At 38.6% G+C, this 17,748-nt stretch carries 22 protein-coding genes and 3 pseudogenes; 12 read left to right on the forward strand and 13 right to left on the reverse strand.

Annotated elements, in window-relative coordinates; genetic code table 11:
* Positions 1–136 precede the first annotated feature (136 nt).
* Entirely contained in the window at positions 137–490 is a 354-nt protein-coding gene (locus LM917_RS16160; protein ID WP_232698590.1) for a phage portal family protein, read from the reverse strand.
* A gap of 9 nt (positions 491–499) precedes the next feature.
* Positions 500–814, reverse strand: coding sequence for a hypothetical protein (locus LM917_RS16165; RefSeq protein WP_232698592.1), 315 nt, complete (start codon positions 812–814; stop codon positions 500–502).
* A gap of 351 nt (positions 815–1,165) precedes the next feature.
* Between LM917_RS16165 and LM917_RS24455 the strand changes: the two genes are divergently transcribed.
* Positions 1,166–1,291, forward strand: a complete 126-nt coding sequence (locus tag LM917_RS24455; protein ID WP_255668347.1) for a hypothetical protein — start codon at positions 1,166–1,168, stop codon at positions 1,289–1,291.
* A gap of 268 nt (positions 1,292–1,559) precedes the next feature.
* Here the strand turns inward: LM917_RS24455 and terS are convergent, their stop codons facing one another.
* The 3 genes and pseudogenes from terS to LM917_RS16180 all read right to left on the reverse strand — a co-directional run bounded on the left by terS (position 1,560) and on the right by LM917_RS16180 (position 3,842).
* Positions 1,560–2,348 carry a phage terminase small subunit gene (gene terS, locus LM917_RS16170; RefSeq protein ID WP_232698598.1) on the reverse strand — a complete coding sequence of 263 codons (789 nt, stop codon included), beginning with the start codon at positions 2,346–2,348 and terminating at the stop codon, positions 1,560–1,562.
* Positions 2,349–2,433: 85 nt separating this feature from the next.
* The gene (locus LM917_RS16175; RefSeq protein ID WP_232698600.1) at positions 2,434–2,898 is read right to left on the reverse strand and encodes a hypothetical protein; all 465 of its coding nucleotides are present in this window, start codon (positions 2,896–2,898) and stop codon (positions 2,434–2,436) included.
* Positions 2,899–3,404: 506 nt separating this feature from the next.
* Positions 3,405–3,842, reverse strand: a pseudogene (locus LM917_RS16180) (ArpU family phage packaging/lysis transcriptional regulator).
* Between the two features lie 292 nt (positions 3,843–4,134).
* On the opposite strand from LM917_RS16180, the gene LM917_RS24460 reads away from it, so the two are divergent.
* From LM917_RS24460 to LM917_RS16190, 3 genes are all read left to right on the forward strand, one after another.
* Positions 4,135–4,260, forward strand: a complete 126-nt coding sequence (locus LM917_RS24460; protein WP_255668348.1) for a hypothetical protein — start codon at positions 4,135–4,137, stop codon at positions 4,258–4,260.
* 171 nt (positions 4,261–4,431) lie between these two features.
* The gene (locus tag LM917_RS16185; RefSeq protein WP_309241957.1) at positions 4,432–4,734 is read left to right on the forward strand and encodes a DUF2935 domain-containing protein; all 303 of its coding nucleotides are present in this window, start codon (positions 4,432–4,434) and stop codon (positions 4,732–4,734) included.
* Between the two features lie 186 nt (positions 4,735–4,920).
* Complete coding sequence (locus tag LM917_RS16190) at positions 4,921–5,208, forward strand: hypothetical protein (protein WP_232698604.1); 288 nt, start codon at positions 4,921–4,923, stop codon at positions 5,206–5,208.
* A 200-nt stretch (positions 5,209–5,408) separates the two neighbouring features.
* Here the strand turns inward: LM917_RS16190 and LM917_RS16195 are convergent, their stop codons facing one another.
* Positions 5,409–5,747 carry a SprT family zinc-dependent metalloprotease gene (locus LM917_RS16195; protein ID WP_232698606.1) on the reverse strand — a complete coding sequence of 113 codons (339 nt, stop codon included), beginning with the start codon at positions 5,745–5,747 and terminating at the stop codon, positions 5,409–5,411.
* 746 nt (positions 5,748–6,493) lie between these two features.
* Between LM917_RS16195 and LM917_RS24800 the strand changes: the two genes are divergently transcribed.
* The 3 genes and pseudogenes from LM917_RS24800 to LM917_RS16205 all read left to right on the forward strand — a co-directional run bounded on the left by LM917_RS24800 (position 6,494) and on the right by LM917_RS16205 (position 9,170).
* The gene (locus tag LM917_RS24800; protein ID WP_373688797.1) at positions 6,494–6,673 is read left to right on the forward strand and encodes a site-specific integrase; all 180 of its coding nucleotides are present in this window, start codon (positions 6,494–6,496) and stop codon (positions 6,671–6,673) included.
* 745 nt (positions 6,674–7,418) lie between these two features.
* Positions 7,419–8,550 (forward strand): annotated as a pseudogene (locus tag LM917_RS16200) (IS3 family transposase).
* Between the two features lie 170 nt (positions 8,551–8,720).
* A complete protein-coding gene (locus LM917_RS16205; RefSeq protein WP_232698608.1) occupies positions 8,721–9,170 on the forward strand; it encodes a GNAT family N-acetyltransferase in 450 nt (149 codons plus the stop codon).
* Positions 9,171–9,306: 136 nt separating this feature from the next.
* Here LM917_RS16205 and LM917_RS16210 read toward each other — a convergent pair whose 3' ends face one another.
* Positions 9,307–9,909, reverse strand: coding sequence for a hypothetical protein (locus LM917_RS16210; protein WP_232698610.1), 603 nt, complete (start codon positions 9,907–9,909; stop codon positions 9,307–9,309).
* A gap of 162 nt (positions 9,910–10,071) precedes the next feature.
* Here LM917_RS16210 and LM917_RS16215 point away from each other — a divergent pair, with 162 nt between their 5' ends.
* Complete coding sequence (locus LM917_RS16215) at positions 10,072–10,230, forward strand: hypothetical protein (RefSeq protein WP_232698611.1); 159 nt, start codon at positions 10,072–10,074, stop codon at positions 10,228–10,230.
* A 160-nt stretch (positions 10,231–10,390) separates the two neighbouring features.
* Here LM917_RS16215 and LM917_RS16220 read toward each other — a convergent pair whose 3' ends face one another.
* Positions 10,391–11,347, reverse strand: coding sequence for a carbon-nitrogen hydrolase family protein (locus tag LM917_RS16220; RefSeq protein ID WP_232698612.1), 957 nt, complete (start codon positions 11,345–11,347; stop codon positions 10,391–10,393).
* Positions 11,348–11,489: 142 nt separating this feature from the next.
* On the opposite strand from LM917_RS16220, the gene LM917_RS16225 reads away from it, so the two are divergent.
* Positions 11,490–12,233, forward strand: coding sequence for a helix-turn-helix transcriptional regulator (locus tag LM917_RS16225; protein ID WP_232698613.1), 744 nt, complete (start codon positions 11,490–11,492; stop codon positions 12,231–12,233).
* Positions 12,234–12,642: 409 nt separating this feature from the next.
* Here the strand turns inward: LM917_RS16225 and LM917_RS16230 are convergent, their stop codons facing one another.
* A complete protein-coding gene (locus LM917_RS16230) occupies positions 12,643–13,329 on the reverse strand; it encodes a DUF1266 domain-containing protein (protein WP_232698614.1) in 687 nt (228 codons plus the stop codon).
* 568 nt (positions 13,330–13,897) lie between these two features.
* Here LM917_RS16230 and LM917_RS16235 point away from each other — a divergent pair.
* Positions 13,898–14,188, forward strand: coding sequence for a hypothetical protein (locus LM917_RS16235; protein ID WP_232698615.1), 291 nt, complete (start codon positions 13,898–13,900; stop codon positions 14,186–14,188).
* A 451-nt stretch (positions 14,189–14,639) separates the two neighbouring features.
* On the opposite strand, the gene LM917_RS16240 is transcribed toward LM917_RS16235, so the two are convergent.
* Positions 14,640–14,876, reverse strand: coding sequence for a hypothetical protein (locus tag LM917_RS16240; RefSeq protein WP_232698616.1), 237 nt, complete (start codon positions 14,874–14,876; stop codon positions 14,640–14,642).
* Positions 14,877–14,891: 15 nt separating this feature from the next.
* Positions 14,892–15,086, reverse strand: a pseudogene (locus LM917_RS16245) (hypothetical protein); the annotation flags it as partial.
* An 85-nt stretch (positions 15,087–15,171) separates the two neighbouring features.
* On the opposite strand from LM917_RS16245, the gene LM917_RS16250 reads away from it, so the two are divergent.
* Positions 15,172–15,324 (forward strand): hypothetical protein, encoded by a 153-nt coding sequence (locus LM917_RS16250; RefSeq protein WP_232698618.1) that lies wholly within the window; start codon positions 15,172–15,174, stop codon positions 15,322–15,324.
* A gap of 737 nt (positions 15,325–16,061) precedes the next feature.
* On the opposite strand, the gene LM917_RS16255 is transcribed toward LM917_RS16250, so the two are convergent.
* Together LM917_RS16255 and LM917_RS16260 are read right to left on the reverse strand one after the other, a co-directional pair.
* Positions 16,062–16,220 (reverse strand): terminase TerL endonuclease subunit, encoded by a 159-nt coding sequence (locus LM917_RS16255; protein ID WP_232698619.1) that lies wholly within the window; start codon positions 16,218–16,220, stop codon positions 16,062–16,064.
* A gap of 388 nt (positions 16,221–16,608) precedes the next feature.
* Complete coding sequence (locus tag LM917_RS16260; RefSeq protein ID WP_232698620.1) at positions 16,609–16,944, reverse strand: hypothetical protein; 336 nt, start codon at positions 16,942–16,944, stop codon at positions 16,609–16,611.
* A 119-nt stretch (positions 16,945–17,063) separates the two neighbouring features.
* Between LM917_RS16260 and LM917_RS16265 the strand changes: the two genes are divergently transcribed.
* Positions 17,064–17,285, forward strand: a complete 222-nt coding sequence (locus LM917_RS16265) for a tyrosine-type recombinase/integrase (RefSeq protein ID WP_232698622.1) — start codon at positions 17,064–17,066, stop codon at positions 17,283–17,285.
* Positions 17,286–17,748 lie beyond the last annotated feature (463 nt).

Below are 17,748 nucleotides of genomic sequence, written 5' to 3' on the forward strand. Positions count from 1 at the left end.
TCATCGTCCGCTTTTGCTATTAGGTATAGGCATTGATCACACATGATTATCCGCCCTTGTCTCTCGGAGAAATTGTTTTGCAATGGTAGCTAGTTCTTTCTTCGGTCAGATAATTCAGGACCTATTAGAACTGCTTTCACTCTGTAAACATCAATGGCAGGGAATAACCTCTTATAAAAAACTCATTCGTTATCCAACCTCGTAATGGCTGAAACACCTGTTCTTCAGCAATACGTCTGGTATTATCACTCGTTGCACAGGTATAATCATCTGATTCTCCTGTAAGGATTGGAGGAAGACGGAAAGATGGACGAGATTCTTTTCTTTTCTCACGGCCATATTCGAGAAATAAGGCATCTTGTTGGAGGAGATCGTTCAACTTATCAAGCTTTACTGCAGTTTTCTCTTTGTCATCACCCAACAATCCTTTGTCGAAACCTTCTACTTCAATGTAAAGGATGTCGCCTTGTGAATTTGCACCCTTCGCCATCTTCAGTGCTTAAATCGATTGTGGAGTAAGTTGACCATTTGTAACAGACAAAATCATTGAAAGCATTCGCCCATTGTCGAAGTATCCAAGGTTTAACTCCTCTGCTTTTCTGCTTCCAAGAATACCTAGTGTATTGCCTGCCCATCGCGGCTCACCGTAGTCTCCATTACCGATTTTCAAATGAATAACTTCGTTTTCCATTCCTGGTGCCCAAAACTCTCGGAACCAAGCAATATTGTTGCTACGCTTTTGAGCATATGCTTTTCTCAAGCTTTTTCTTGTCTCTTTATACTCTCGAAGAAGGTCCTGAATTGTGTTCATCATTCATTTCCCCCTCACCATCTGCTCATGGTATAATAGTTTTGCGAACGTGTATTCCATGGCTCCTGATGAGGGAGCTTTTTTGTTTTAATCAATCCCCAAATAATTACAAGTATGTTATATTATTGTCAAAACATTCTATAATCTTTTAGGTTTGGAGGTGAAATTATGAAAAAGTTTCTAGTAGTAGCTATGCTAGCTTTATCCGTTGTTTCCATTTCTAGTGCGGCTTTTGCTGCTGAACCACAAGGGTGCCAAGGGAACCGTTTTTGTCATGAACCGTGGTAACGTTCAATTTAATGTTTGTTAAAGCCCCCTAACTGGTGGTTCTCTAAAAAAACCGGAGGTGAGATTATGAAAAAGTTTTTAGCTATCACTTTTGCAGTTGCAATGATTATGTCTGTTGCAGGAGCTGCCAATGCTGCTAATGTCCAACCTGACTGTATGCTAGGACCTTCTTTGTGTAGTCTTATAAAGTAAGTCTTATTTAGGGTACTTTATGTACCCTTTTTATATTGCAACATCAATCTCTCTGCTCATTGGCTTCATCCTATTCATTCATACTACAAAGGACATCATACTCATCTTCATTAAAGCCAAACACTGCTTAGGGCAACTTCCCGAACTACTTCCCTTCTAACACCTTGTACTTTTTTAGCACCTCAATCTGCTGCTTGAGAAATCGATTTTGCATCTCTAATCGTTGAACGTCAGAAAGTTCTACTCCCTTTGTACAACTATAGATTTTCTAGCAATCCTCGGCTTTATTATGGTGTAATGGTGGTGGGATTAACCAGCCTTTTTCTTTATTTAGTCTTAGAACTTTTGCTCCTAGTGCTATATGGAATTGACGCTGTTCTTCAGTCGCCAGATCGCCTTTCAGCATTTCCTCATAACTCTTGATAAGTTCTTGGAGAGTTGCCATCTCCCTTGATTGAGCGTTTAGGAATGTAGCATGTCTGTCCCACGAAAATTGAAACTCATATTCTTCCTCGGCTATGGCAGGTTCCAAACGTTTATTTTCACCCTCGCCTGTCTCGCATATTTCAAACTTCCTTTTCTTGAGTTCCTTTATCATCTCGTCTTTATCCTGTACAAACATAATACGCTGCGCTCTCACAATCGCTGTGTACTGGATAACGATGTTTTCCCAAAGCATATCGATAGGAGACTTCGTTTCTATCTCCAGCATGATATCTGCTGTTTCCTCTGGAAAGTATTTGCGGAAGAATCCATGGGGTACTGCATTACTGTTTCCTTTTGGAGCAGAACCACCACGATTCCCTACAGCGTTTTGATTGCCTTGAGGTGCGCCCACTCGTTTGGTAACGTTACTATTCGCATTGGTAACGTTACTATTCGCATTGGTAACGTTACTATTGAGCTTTGAGTCCCATTTATCTTGGTTCTTCCACTTACGAATTTGTGAGTCTGACACATTAAGCTGTTCGGCAATGTCCTTTAAGAGTAGTTTTCCTCCACTCTCCAGGTACATCGCTTCTGCTTTGTCCCTGTTCGGGCTTCTTGCTCTTGCCATCTACATGATAACCACCACCTGATTGAGTTTGTTTTGCAAAAAAAAAGCTACCCGGTTATCGAGTAGCTCTATTCCTTTATTGAGTTTAATTGATATACTCTGAGTATACATTGTAGTCATGTCTAGCTTCGTCACTTATAATTACGCTAGCAATTCGAATGTAATATTTTGTCCCAGCCTCTACATCTAAGAGAAGTGCTTCTCCCGGATTTTCTGTTAATCCGATTGTAGTAGCTTTTTTATAAACTTTCATGTCGAAAATATTTTTTTTCTCTTTACTATAGGCAAACATGATACTAATCTTTCCTGATTTAGTAGGGGTAAATGTATACCAATCTTCAATATCCTTATCCCAAGTTATTTCCCCGTTTATTTGCCCACCTATCATATACGGATTGGCTTGTTCCTTGGTATCATTTGGTTCACGATCATAAAATATTCCTGCCAACGTATTTACTTCTGTTGCTTCATTTTTTTCTGTAGCTAATGCGGATGAGGAAATACTTGTAACTAGAGCTAATGTTAAAAGACTAAAAATTACTTTTTTCATGTAAAGCACCTCCAAGTATTTTATATGTAAACAATTGTTAATATATCCTATATTGTCAAATATTTCATTATTTTCATATATTATTCATATTTTTGTCACATTTAGCATTCTACAACCTCTACCTAAATTGCAACAGCTATTCCCTCGTAAATATCGAAAAAATCAACCCAACAATAAAAATAGGTAGCCAGAATACTACTACTTTCTCATATGTATTGTGGAATTCTATCTCTCGTCCTTCTACGTCCAATACCACACTACACAGCCTATAAGTAGGTATATAGCGAATAAAATTATCCCGGTCAGCATATAACATCCCTCCCTATTAACGCCTACTAATCAGAGAGCAAGGAGCTTATAGCGTACCCTTGCGTAATATAGTCTCTGTTTGCTAGGCATTAAAAAAGCCACTCGACTTATCGAGTAGCCTTCATGTACCTATTACTATCTTATCACTGTACTCACAAAATCGACCGCCATAATACCGCCATTTAACCACCACGAATTTAAGCAACTCCCTCTAACAACACCTCAACCTTTAGCATGAAAGCGAGTTTATAAAAAGCTTTAGACTTGATTCGCTCATAAGTCCGTTGACTAAGCCCTATTTCGTGATAAAGCATATAATCTAATGCCTCGGCATCCTCCTGGTATCTCTTTCTCTCTTTCTTTACGATCCAGACGGCTTACAGCAAGCTCTACACGCTCTGCCCAATCTCTTGCTTCTTCTCTTTATCTACATTCCAGATAGCGAAATCGGCTGCTGAGTCGCTCGTTTTATTCGTGTTGCCATGAAATCTCTCTTCATAACTTGGTGTCTTCGCCATTTCTCTACGAACAAAACCAATCTGGCGGTATACTCTAGCTGTCTCCAACGCTTGCTCTACGTTTCTTTGCGTTGCTCTTCTATCTATCTCTGGTAAAAAAGAAAGTTGTGTGTTCATCATTCATTTTCCCGCTCAACGCATGGTATAATAGTTTTGCGAACGTATATACGATGGCTCCCGTTGAGGAGGCTTTTTTATTTTCATATATTCCCAAATAATTACAAATATTATATATTATTGTCAGAACGTTCTATAATCTTTTGTATTTGGAGGTGATACTATGAAAAAGTTTCTAGTAGTAGCTATGCTAGCTTTATCCGTTGTTTCTATTTCCAGTGCTGCTTTTGCAGCTGAACCAGAAGGGTGTAGAAAAACTTTGCCTTGCCATGATAGATAGGAGTTGATCTTTATGAAAAAGTTTCTAGCTATCGCCTTTACAGTCATGATGGTTATGTCTATTTCTGGTGCTGCATCTGCAACTAGTGAACCAAGTGGTTGTTGCATTCCAAACAAGATTTGTTGTATACCAATTTAGTTATTGAGAGAAATGCCTCCTAACGGGGGCTTTTCTTATTTCTCCACATAAAGGTGTAATATCCACACCTTTGGCTTTTAGATTACAACTAGTGAACCCCATAACATACTTCTGGACGTAAAAGGGAGGGGACGACGTGAATAAAAATTCTCGCGATGATTTTGGTTACAAATCTTGGGTGATCATTCCCGATTTATTTTTGAATCGTTAGCTCCGAAAGAGCAGGCCGAGATTAAGCAAGCCGACTACTTCATCCACTCATTTGACAGATTATTGGAAATGGAAATTCAACTTTTTCAGGCCTTTTTGTATGATTTGGAGGAGCTACGTTTAGAGGATGAGATATTAGGAACGTTTTCTCCACTTATGGCAGATCATATGTCACGGGAAGAGTGTTATTATTTGATGAAGCTATCCAAAGTGTCCGATGTGAAATCACCTGATTGTTATCCAACCAGACCCCGGATTGAATAACAATTAAGTTAACCAACCGCTTTCAAAGCAGCCTGACAGATCGATTTTTCAGCATTTTCATCGAAGTATTCCAATTTTTTCTGATCGATATATGTTGTATCTACTCGTATAAAACGGGTATTTAATTTGCAAATACTGACCATCCTTTTAAGAAAACTATTGATTCTAGAAAGGAGCCTAACCTAAATGGCAGAGTGTCGAGGTCCTGGTTGTTACATTGCTTGTCCGAATGGATGTGGCTGTATAGGTTATTCGGACGGGGCATGGTGTGAATGCTTTTGTAATGAAGCACCATTTAAAATACCAACTAAATTCGATCAAGCTGATCCTGAAAAGAATGTAGACTTTTGCGCTAAAGATATGCCTTTAACGTATCTTGCTTCATATTTTGATTTTCTATTTCCTGGTCAGATTTTAATACCAGCATCGAAAACTCACGGTCACAGAAAACTTGAAACAGGTAAAACTAGGTGATCTAATTGAAAAAATAGGTCTGGTTCCTGCAAAAAAACCGTTAGAAGGAAGACCATTTGCCAATTATAAAAATCGATTGTGAGTAGACTACGTTCTTAGATCCATTTAAAGGAAGTGTGGCAGATCGCCCTACTTTTTATTTATGTAACACAATACACTATGTGTTACATTACTCCCTACTAGTAGTATTGAAATATTATTTAATCAAACATGCTTAACTGTTCTTGCTGTATAATGTTTCGATCAAATGGTTTTGTTGAAATTCCTTTTTTTCGTAGTTTCAAAATGTCTCGATATGAAATTCCATATTTTTGCTTTGTGTATTGATAGATTTCTTTGTCAGAGTTAAGTGATGCACCAACTCGCAATGCTTCGTCAATGAACTCCGGATCATGATCAAAGTAAGGCTTGCCTGATACGTGCATATACCAATGGCATAGTTCGTATAGAAGAGTATCAAGTAATTGCCCTAACGATTTATTCCTGTTTGGGTATGATGAAAACTCGATTGTTTGGGTATCAGGAATATACCGATCCAAGTAAAAGTAGCACTTTTCTTAGTTCGGAACTTCAATCTTCCCAGTGAACTCAACTCCCCAATGGCATTTGCACATTTCCTCAGCGCATTCTTGAAGTTTTTCAACTGATGGAAATTGATTTAGCGCCATTGCATTCTCTCCCTCCGTTGCTCACTCTTGATTTAACAGATGTGGATCTTCATAGATGTTGCCGATGATTTCAAGATGATCCCAATTAACGCAGGAGTCAAAATACTCAGGACGATTTTTACATTTCAATCCGGAGCAACCACCAAGATTAGCTGATAAGGATATCATTACCTGGTCTCTGGAAGAAGCTACAGAGTTATAAGATTACGTTGAAATGCACGGTAAGAGATTTTTTGCAGCATATGTTCTCGCAATTTATACGGGTATGCAGCGTGGGGAGATTCTGGGGTTAAGGTGGAAAGACATATATTTGGAACAAGGTAAATTAAGCATTAGACAAACTGTTTTTTGAACTAGACAAGGTCTGCTCTTCCAAGAACCGAAAACAAAGAATTCAAAATGTCAGATCTCATTACCAGAATATGTTTTGTCCTCGTTAAAACGTCATCGGTCCGATCAAAATAAACAAAAACTTCTCTTAGGTGGTTTATACAATGACCACGATCGTGTGATATGTACTAACCTGTAGAACCCAGAAACCTTGTAAGGTATTTTGATAGAATGATTCAAGGGTCGGGGGGCAAAAGATTCATTTTCATGATTTACGTCATACTCATGTGACAATTCTCCTCCAGCTTGGGGAACACCCCAAAGTTGTATCCGAACGATTAGGGTATAGTCGAGTAAGTGTTACTTTAGATACTTACAGTCATGTATTACCTGATATGCAGAAAGATGCTGCCGGTAATTTTGAACAAGAAATGAATGAGAAAAAGGTAAAAAAATACTTTAGTTAAGTAAAGGTGATCAAAATGTGGTCACACGGGCTAATCAGGAATTTTTGTGGTCAACTGACTAGCTCCTAAAATAATAAAAGCCCTTTAGTACCAAGGGTTTTAGCAATCGATATATGGTGATCCGGACTGGGTTCGAACCAGCGACCCCCACCCTGTCACAGGGATTCTAGCATGTAGTTATGACGTGTTATAGTGGACTAAAACCTTGTCACATAAGGGGTTAGCCCATTCTTATGTGGTTCGATTAATCATTAAATGTAGTTATTGACGGTTTTCGTCAACAAATCGTCAACAGTAATTAGACTAATGGAGTATTTTATATAGTCATCTTATTTGCTACTATGTCGCAACCTTTTCTAGTGAGTAGGTAGCAAGATTGGACTTTATTCCGAAGGTTTAAGTATGTGCTTCAGATGAAAAATCCTGACTTTGCATTTTTTGCAGGCTCCATATCTATATAGGTTCTGATACTATTGATCGTGAGGCTTGTCTATCATATCAGCCACTTCTCTGCATCTAGAAAGAATTGGTCAGAACGCAAATTTGCTTTTTGATCTAAAATAGCTCCCATTAAGGATAAGGACGACAGGAATTGCTCAACGATACTAAGGATTTTGAGTTATAGTTCTTCATTTCATCCAGCCCTCGAACTGGACTGACCCCATAATGTGAGACAAATAAAAACACCTTTATGTTGAGAATGCGAGTGTTGTAAAATACTTGTGCAACTTGGAGGTGTTTTTGTATGGGAACAAGAGTAAGTTACCCAGTAGAAGTTAAAATGAAGGCAATAGAGCTTAGACTAGCAGGTGTTCCAATAAAAGAAGTTATGGAGCAGTTACAGATACGGAATTATACTCAATTAAAAGTATGGATGAAATGGTATCGTGAAGGAGAACTTCACCGCTTAGAACAGCCTGTCGGTAAGCAATATAGTTTTGGTAAAGGACCTAGATATGATTCAGAGTTAGCAAGATTAGAAGTAGAAAATCGTTTCTTAAAGCAACAGATCGAGGTGCTAAATAAGTACAACGAATTAGAGAGGAAGTGGTTCGAGAAGTAGCAATTTCCTGCATAGAAACTGTAAAATCTAGCATGTGCATTACACAATTATGTCAACTATTAAACATTCCAAGATCGACTTACTATCGTTTGCGCAAGAAAGCCACATCAGATAACGAATGCGGTCTTATTAAGCGAATTCGAGAATTGTGCACTATGGCTATCGTAAAATCACAGCGATTCTAAGAAAAGAAGGACATGTCAACCATAAAGTAGTTCAACGTATTATGCAGCAGTATGGATTACAATGTCGTGTAAAAGTAAAGAAACGCAGCAAAAATGGACAACCTGCCCAAGTTGCTAACCATGTATTGAATCGTCAATTTCATGCAGAACGTCCTCTTCAGAAACTGGTTACGGATATAACCTATTTGCCATTTGGACCGAAAATGTTGTATCTTTCAAGCATTCAAGATTTATACAACGGTGAAATCATTGCCTACACAATTGGAGAGAAACAAGATACAGATTTTGTTCTGGATACCTTACATCAACTTTCTACCCTTGTGGAAGATTGTTTGTTACATAGTGATCAAGGATCTGTGTATACGTCCCATAACTATCAACAAGCTGTAAAGGAAAAGGGCATTACCATGAGCATGTCCCGTAAGGGTACGCCCGCAGATAATGCCCCCATTGAATCGTTTCACGCTTCACTGAAGTCGGAAACATTTTATCTTGACCATTTAACCTGTACGACGACGGCCATCGTTGTAAAGACAGTCAAAGACTACATTCATTATTATAACAATGTTCGCATTCAAACGAAACTAAATAACCAGTCACCGATTGAGTTTCGGCAACTGGTTGCTTAGCAAATAAGGTGTTTTATCCCTGTCTCAAAAACGGGGGTCAGTCCCAACATGTCCGGCTTGGCTTTTTTCTTACTCTAAGCCGGTCCGAGAATAGAATATGCAACCAAGATCTTCAAACTATTTCCTTTCACATATGGTACAATTTTAAAAAATAGACAGGTGATGTAGTGATGGATATAAAGCTAAGGGATTATTTGGATGATGACTATAATGAATTTCTTGAAATGGTAACTTCCCTTTATCGCGAAGATCTTGAAGGTCAACCAATGAACCATACGAAAGTAAACTCTACTATTAACGAGTATAAAAAGAATCCACAAAAGGTTCGGATTATAATATTATTAAGCAACAATGAAATTATCGGATATTCAATACTAGTTTACTTTTGGAGTAACGAGTATGGTGGAAACATTCTATTCATAGATGAGTTATACGTTAAAGAAGATTCTAGAAGTAGAGGGATAGGTACTTATTTTCTTAATTGTATTGAGAAAATGGATAATATCGTAGCCTTTCAACTAGAAACAAATCCTTCCAATAAGAGGGTGTTTAACTATTACACGAGTTTAGGGTTTGAAGTTGTAGAAAATACTCACTTGATCAAAACTATAGGATACTAATACATCAAGCTGAAGAACGTCACAAGTCAAAGAATGAACTTAGCGTTGAAAAGAAGGATGTTGAGTTTGTTTTGCAATAAAATTATAAAAAAGCTGACACCATGATAAGTGTCAGCTTTAAATCTTGATAAGTTTGTTATCTAAAATATAGCCCATGAGTAGTACAAATTAACTTCAACGAATCTTTAAATGATTCTTCACAATAAACTAAATACGCTATACTATTTGACCATAAAGCGACTTTTTCGTCTTGAAAAATAAAGCATGTATGCAAATAATCACGAAGTGTAAGACGATTAATTAAATTAATTTCCTCATACCTATCAGAAAATAGAAAACCAAAATCGTATCGTGGTTCTGAAAACTTTTTTTGTGGTTTTCTAGATAACTCCTTTTCCTCAGCAAGTAATTTTTTAGTTAGATACTCGATATCGTGGTCTGGATCATTGATATCACTATACATAACAACTGGACTTATTGACCACAATTGGTTACATACATCAACGAATTTTTGTTCAGTTTGTATGTACAGCTTTTCTTCAATAGGTCCGGTTTTTTTGTGATTAAAAAATATTTCCAAGTCGTAAGAACCATCTCTCAGTGTTTGGAAATATGGACTCAAAGTTGTAGTAATAGGAACACTTGTAGATATTAAACGAAAGAAGATTTTTTCTAAATAACTATCGTAATAATCTATTAATAGATTGTTTCCACCCGGAAAACGCCCTCTCTTTTCCAAAATCCCCTTCGTCTGACCTTCCTCTTTTTGTCCCAATGCTCAGATAGTGAGTAGAGTTAAATACATCCCATTGGATAGATATTCATAATCAAGTAAATCCTAGAAATAGCAAAACGTCTTCTATTCTCTAGAAAACATCAAATCCGTAGGGTGGTGATTATAATGGACTCAAAACAACGATCTGCAACGGATGAACCAACTATAGCCCCAAGTATGCACGGTCATGATCCACTTGAAGAAAAAGCGAGTGCTGAAGAAGTGAAAAATGGAGAGTATACTTCCGTCACTAAGCTTTTTCTTGATCGCACTCCGGAAGATTAAAAACGGGTTTCATGCTCTGGGATTTAGTATATATTTTGACGAGGCTAAGCATCTCGGGCGTTCGTAGACCCGTTCTTTATTGGACAAGTCTGTTTATGTAAATCAAAAAAGGCTGTCCCAAAAGTAAGTTTCTACTTAAGGGGCAGCCCACTATGGCAAATTATATTTTTGTTAGATTGTCCGTGGGAGAACAATATTTATTGATGTCAGCCGGCGTTTTGGGGTAGAGCTTTTGCAGTGATTGATAGACGGGTGCTTTCGTGATGTCTGCGGCGTAGCATTCATCTACCTGAATCCCAGATTCCTTGAACCCTTTGAGCATTTTCAAAAATCCAAACATCCCCATGGATCCATTTTCTCTGACGCGCCGTACTTCATCCAGGTTTAAATAGACAATCGTGAAAGATTCTGAGTCTCCCAGTTGTTCGATGATTCTACCTTCTGGGTCGACAGCCACCGAGTGGCCCATTCCAATGGGATTCGGGTGGTTGATGCTGACGACAAAGCATTGATTTTCGATCGCCCGGGTAATGGCGATTGGGATATTGTTTCTCGTACCACCAATCCAGTCACCCTGCAGCGTCGGTTTGATGATCACCTCAGCGCCCTTCAGCGCAAGATTACGTGCTGCCTCCGGATAATGGCCATCCGCGCAAATCAAGAAGCCAACCTTTCCAATATTAGGTATCTCATAAACAGGAAAATCATGTCCGGGTTTTGATTGCTCAAGGGGATACGGAATAAACACTTTTCTGTATTTCATCACGATTTCTCCCTCTGGAGAAATCAAAATCGCTGTATTGTATGCTTCGTCCTGATTTTCAGCTTGTTCAAAAAAGGAACCAGGGGCCAACCACTTCCGATGCTGCCTTGCTTTTTCGCAGAGCATATCGGTCAGCGGACCGGGAATCGTCTCTGCCATTTTTATCCAGTTGACAGGATCAAGTCCGTTTAGAAACAGCTCGGGAAATGCAATCAAATCCACTGCCGGATTCATCGCTGCTATCGTATCCACATAATAGGCTAGCTTTTCGTAATTTTCCTGCTTCCGTGCCTGTAGGTCAGCATTTGTACTAGGGGAGGCAATTTGAACCAATGCCAGATTTAAATAGGCCATATTTTCACTCCTTGTAAAAAGATCTATATCTCTATTTTGGAAATATAACTCGCTTTTTACAATTACCCGATCGGACCATTTTAGACAGAATAATCTGATATAATTAAATAGTGAGATGACTAGTGATTGGGTGTGATAATTCATGGAACCGTTTTCAAATAAAGATTACCAAAAAGTGCTCGCTTTCATGGATGATATGGTTGGTCCCACACAAAATTTTCATCATCAAGTTCTTCAGTCCTTTGATAGGCACTTTGGTTTTCATCAGGCCAATTTTTGGATGTACAATGAACATATCGACCTGATTCGTCCCATCATGCGAAATATCGACAAGCATGCCATGGATAGTTATCTCGCCTCCTGCCATCAATACGATATCTTAATACCGCGCAAGGTAGGTCACCTCCTGCGCAATCAGCATGTCCTGCGAATACAAGACGTTCTTTCACCACAAGAATACGAGCAAAGCGATTATTACTATGAATTCATGTCTCGATACGGCCTCTACCATCAGATGGTGGCTTACCTGATGAACGATGGTCGGATACTCGGTTCCATAGCGTTTGTCCGTTCTGAAAAGGAGAATCCGTTCCATGATCAAGATGTGAGATGCTTAGAAATTCTATCTCGATTTATTTCCCAAAGCATGGAACATTATATGTACCCGGATGCTTCAGCCACTAAGCCTCAGATCGAAATAAATTTGACTGCCAAAGAACGAGAAGTGCTTGAACTTGTGCAGAAAGGATACGGAAACGAATCAATTGCCGACCAATTATTTATCAGTATCAACACGGTAAAAAAGCATCTGCAAAGCATTTATCGCAAGTTTGATGTGACTAATCGGACCAGCCTTTGTTATAAAATTCATGCTGGAGAAAACTGAATATTCCTCAAGCCAAGGGAGAAATAAAAAGAATGCGGATATTCCTGTAGGTTTCGTCTCGGCATTCTCCCAATAAGGGGCAATTAGGAGTTGGACAGTTATGAAAACAAGCCATCCTCCTGACAAATCGTTTTGCATCACGTAACATCTGAATAGTTACCTAGGAGTGGTAAACATTCCATCCCATTCAAGCGTCCTCTTTGACGGTAAAAATGTGGAATTATTGTATTGGATTTTCACGGAGATTGATTCATCAAAAGAAGAGACCTTATAACGGTCTCTTCTTTTGATTGCAATTCTACTGCGGAGCGCCAATTAAGAAATTTCAACTCTACAGCAAATGGTCAGGTCTTGTATCCAACTTGTAGACCTCATTTATAATTTAGGTGAATTTATTTAAATATTAAGGTTAAAACGTATTTAATGGATACTTGTTCAAAACATATTTTTTCCCTTTTATCAATTCCTCTGCACTCAAAGCTAGTCCGTATATATCGCTTGAAAATGACACACTTCTCCCCAATAAGAAACCTACCATATAAGCTTCCCAATCAGGATATGCTTTGCTTGACAGTTTTGCAACAGTTTGCAAATATGACATCGCTTCTTCTCTAGTAATGTAGTTAAGAAAGCAACAAGTTCTTGCTAGGAACCCAACACGCTCATAATCCCATGCTTCCATAGTCTTAAAGTTGACAATATCCTCTGGTGAGGTGAATTTAACTTTTCCTTTAGAGACGCTAAATAAAGTTTTACAACCTTCATTAAAACTATCTACGATTTCTTGTTCAATTCCTTCTGGTCTCCCATTACTCTTAATGATTTCTAAAATAATATCATTATACTTTGTACGATGCCCTTCATTGAGTAACCATTCTATTGTTTCTTTTGCAGTTGCCGCATCTACAATTTCCCACATTTCAGCAAGACCATCTCTATAAGTCTCTATGTATTTCTCTTCAAAATTTAAAATGCTTGTTTGCGAATAAACATGATTAGTGGAAACTAGCACGCTTCCAAAACACATCAATTTCTCTTCATTTTCTGGTAATTTGTTTATTTCATAGAAACTAGGTTTTCTAGAGAACCAACCCAAAATAATCACTCCTGTTTACTTTTTTATAAGGATAACAATTTTTCGCCTACAAATTCTTCATTCATAACATTTTTCCTTTCGGAGTAAAAATCTAATAAATTAAATTATAGTATATATTTAAATTAATGCAATAAGTTTAAATTTCCGTTGACTAAAATTAAACTTACACAGACCTTTATTGTATTATGTGAACTTGTTTTTAAGTTCTAATTTTGTGCTTGATGGATGTGCATACCCCTTTTCCAAATAAACAATTGACCTTTTTGGTGGAAACCAACCCTCACCCTTACCTGTACACTCTCACAGACTATCTATAACTTTCAATCGTTTAAACACACACTTAATCGCATTCGGAGTAAAAGGTTTACCTTCTCTTGTTCCCATCAATTTACAGATAAGTTATAATATTTCTGTAATCATCTAAATAAACTGAATAGAGGTGAAATTATGAAAAAATTGTTAGTACTTGGACTTGTTATCTCTTCTCTTGCTTTCACCACTTCTGTAGCATCTGCTCACTGCGGTTCCTGGTCAATGTGCCAGATAATCCGGTAAAGGATATGATAATGTGATTTTACTTACCGGTTTTTTATTTGTTCTAATTGCGATATTCGGCAATGTTCCGACTGTTAATGCACTGTGCCTAGTAATTGCTGCTCTACTTTCAGTAGCTAGAGAATTTAGTAAAAACACGATTTTTTCAAATTCTCTGTTGTTTTTGTCTATTTTTAGTATCGTTGTCCTGCCACTCTTCAACTTTTGGCAAGGTGTAATCATTCCCCAATTCTATTCCACGTCACTCTTGGTCATTACAGGATTGATCCTCGTGGTAGTAGGATTGAGAAAACGTATTTCCTAAGAACTGGGCAGATATGAGTCTGCCCTTATTTATTTACCGTTGTGTTAACCAACCACTTTCAACGTATCCTGACAGATATACCCTCCCATTTACAAATCGTGTGTGTGTACATTTCCCCCTACTAAACTAAAAACGTAGTATAATCTGTCCCTAGGGGTGATATTTTTGACCACATTAACTGACTATTACGTCAAATTTTATTTGTCATACTTGAATGGTCTCTCCCAAGAAAAAAAGCAGGAAGAACTTGCTGCGTGCAAAACGATCTACGAACACATTTACTCTTTTTTCCGAAAGATCGAAATATCTCATGAAGACGCATTAGCTATGATAGATGACTTTCGTACAGATTTACTTGTGCAGGATATACAATTAATCTTTGCCCCTTTATGGGGTATTTTTTATAAATAGGCATTTTACATAATCTCGCTGCTAAGGTTCTCCTCCCTAACTATTGTGATAAATCGACCTTCGCAACAATTTTTCTTCTGTTCCTTGTGTATATAGTCAAGGTTCCATCCTGTTCCTCGAAATCAAGGTTTAGAGCCATACAAGCACCTTGTAACTCTCCCTGGGCTTTTGAGTAAGATGAACTCTTTTCTCTTTGCCACACTCTGCTATTTTCTTTCTCAATCAGATAGTTGAGTGCTAATGCATCAAGCAATACCTTTCTTTCTGAACTTGTCATACCTCAACTCCCTAACTATTGTGATAACCGCAAATAACCTGCCATAAAATAACCACTAAACCCTTCTAAGAAAACTACTTGAGTGCCACTTTTTGCAGTAAACTCATCTGTTTCACAAGTCCATACTTTATCTTTGTATTTCTCTAACTCAGCTTCCAAGCAAGTATGCATCACTACCTTGTCACCTTTTTTCAACATGTCCTTTCCTCCCTACACTCTTTGCTTTGTAAAGATAAAACATACTGTGACTCCTTTTGGATAACTCTAACCTTATTCTTAATGAGGAGGGATTTGCATGGATGAAACAACAAACAAAGGTGACTTAAAGAACCAAGAGAAAACTTTAAAAACTAAGGGATTAGTCGATGATGAAAAAGAAGGAACACATACAAAAACGGTCAAGTCCGAGATGATCCGCGCCGAAAATGCCGATAGCATTTACGAGTAACGCGTTAGGTGACTAAGTCGTCGCGGAATCCGCAATTTTTAAATGATCATCTCGTGCCGGAAGAGTCCGGCCTCCGCAGGTTCCATCGGCGGCGGGAAACGATCTGCTTGGAGCTGTAGTAGCTGCTTGCCGCTCTTGCCGGTCCCCGCCTTACGAAAGCTTGCTGCATGGAAGCTGCCGCCGCGCAAATGCTTCCCTACGTAAGTGATAATCCCGTCTTTTGGTGGCTCGGCCCAAAGGTTCCGCGATATTCCGAGAGCCATCACTATCAGATGGCTTGATAGATAATCTCCTTCATTTCGGAACAATGTGCATTCCCATGCGTTCCATCTCATCCCGTATGCCTGACCAAGTAACCCATAGTGCCTTTTCATCTTCTGTGAGCAAAACTAGATTCTTCCCTGGTCTGCAAAACTGATTACTCCCTGCCTTTTGTCGGGTGTTGTTTTCCTTTTAGAAAATGGCGAGCATCACGAGAAAAGTCAGCCATTGAATAATGGGCTTTACTTACCAAATCTGAAAGTAACCACATTATTTATCTCTCCTTTCTTGCTGGTAAGCCTACATACAGCAGAATCAGGCCACAAATAATCCACATTGATGGTGGATAAACGGACCAAAGACCGTATGCGAAACTAAAAAAACCTACCAAAAGGCAGGATTCTCGCATGATTGTGAGCTTGTTTTGTGGTTTTTTTCTGCTTTTTTTATATTACTTAGGGTGCTTTTTATCATTTTCAAAGCGTTCTCGGCCCCCTTTTCTCAAATACTGAAGTGGTGTCTTCATGAATGATTGCCCGCGCCAAAGCATTTATCGTTGCAGCGACTCCGTCAATACGACCAGTTGATTTTTTCTTGGCTGGAGCAACATTCTCGTTACGATCCTCAATCAGCAATATCTTTCACCCCCATTGCCATACTTCGACAAAGGAAATGTGTTTCCTGTTACTATTAGTCTATTATTCCCACTTACTCAGGCAGGGAACTCCTCTGCGATCCACTCCTTAAGCCGTTGCAGTCACGGTTTCCCAGGAGGCGCGGCCTGACTACCTAAAGAGCCACCGAATGCCGCAACCAGTAGTGGCGTATTCGAATATAAGACGTAAGGAACGGAGAGCGAGCGGCCGGAGCCTTTACCTCGCAGATGTTTTTACGAGTGGGTACTCGGAAACATCCCCGTTCCCTATGTCTCAAGCAACAAAATAAAAAATAGACCGTGATCGGCCTATTTTCTCTTCACCAGCCCAAACCTGTCGGTTAAAGCTTTTGATGGAAACACCCTGCTTATTTGACGGTTATTTTGAAGGTTTTGAACAATACTCCATTCTGGTCATATTGATACAGATAATCCGTTCCCCTAGACAATCCTGCCACCAATTTATACTGAAAGGAGTTTTTATCATAATCGAGGTAGACATGCTTGCCCTCCTTTAATGAAAACCAGTGGCCCGGAGGCGTTTCCAAGTGCATCTCTTGGCTCATGCCGATTTCGATGAGCCCGATCTCCTGCTGTTCTATCATAGCTTCACCATTCTTTTCCTGTGCCAAGCTGACTCCTTGCAAGCCGAACAGTACACAGGTTACGAGAGCTGCATGTAAAACAGGTGTGAATCGTTTCATTAACCAATACCTCCATGTAGTTTATTGTAAATTAAGTAAAATTATAATTAATGCGCCATATGTTTTCAATTCTAACTATTCACTTATAAAGGAATTTTTAATTAATCAGCTAAAATTTCATGGGAATTGTTTCGCGAAAGCAAGTCAGATTCCATGATCTTCGCCATACTCATGCCACATTACTCCTGAAAGCTAATGTTAATCCAAAAATTGTAGTTGAACGTATGGGTTGGTCAGATATGAAAATGATTGATCACTACGCTCATGTTTTACCTAACATCCAGAAGGAAACTGCTGATACATTCGGTAAGGTATTCTTTGAAAATAAAAAGGCAAAATAGAAACTCCATTCGCACCAACTTCGCTCCAATTTCATATTTCGCTCCAAATCACTATTGGACAAGTCTACCCATAAAAATCAAAAATCCCTTGATTACCAAGGGGTTTAAACGTCTTATATATGGTGAGCCGGACTGGGTTCGAACCAGCGACCCCCACCCTGTCAACAAGAAGTCCTGTAAATCTGTCCATTTCTAAGCGATGCAAAATGTTTCTTCCTATGCGATTTCTCCCGTTATACATCCCCTTAACAATTCTTTTCATTTCCGTCTTTTGCAAACAGTGCGTTTGCATTTTTGTTTGCAATGTAAAAAGCCGTCCCCCACAATGAGCAGCTTTCTATATCCATTCATTATGATAGTTGTATACTCGTCAAATATTACCTGTTTCTTCTATTATAATATGCAAAAGACCGCTCAGATAATGAACTGCACCCCGTCAAGTAGACAGTACAAAAAATAAAAA

The organism is Brevibacillus daliensis (genome assembly GCF_021245735.1).
Classification (GTDB): Bacteria; Bacillota; Bacilli; order Brevibacillales; family Brevibacillaceae; genus Brevibacillus_B; species Brevibacillus_B daliensis.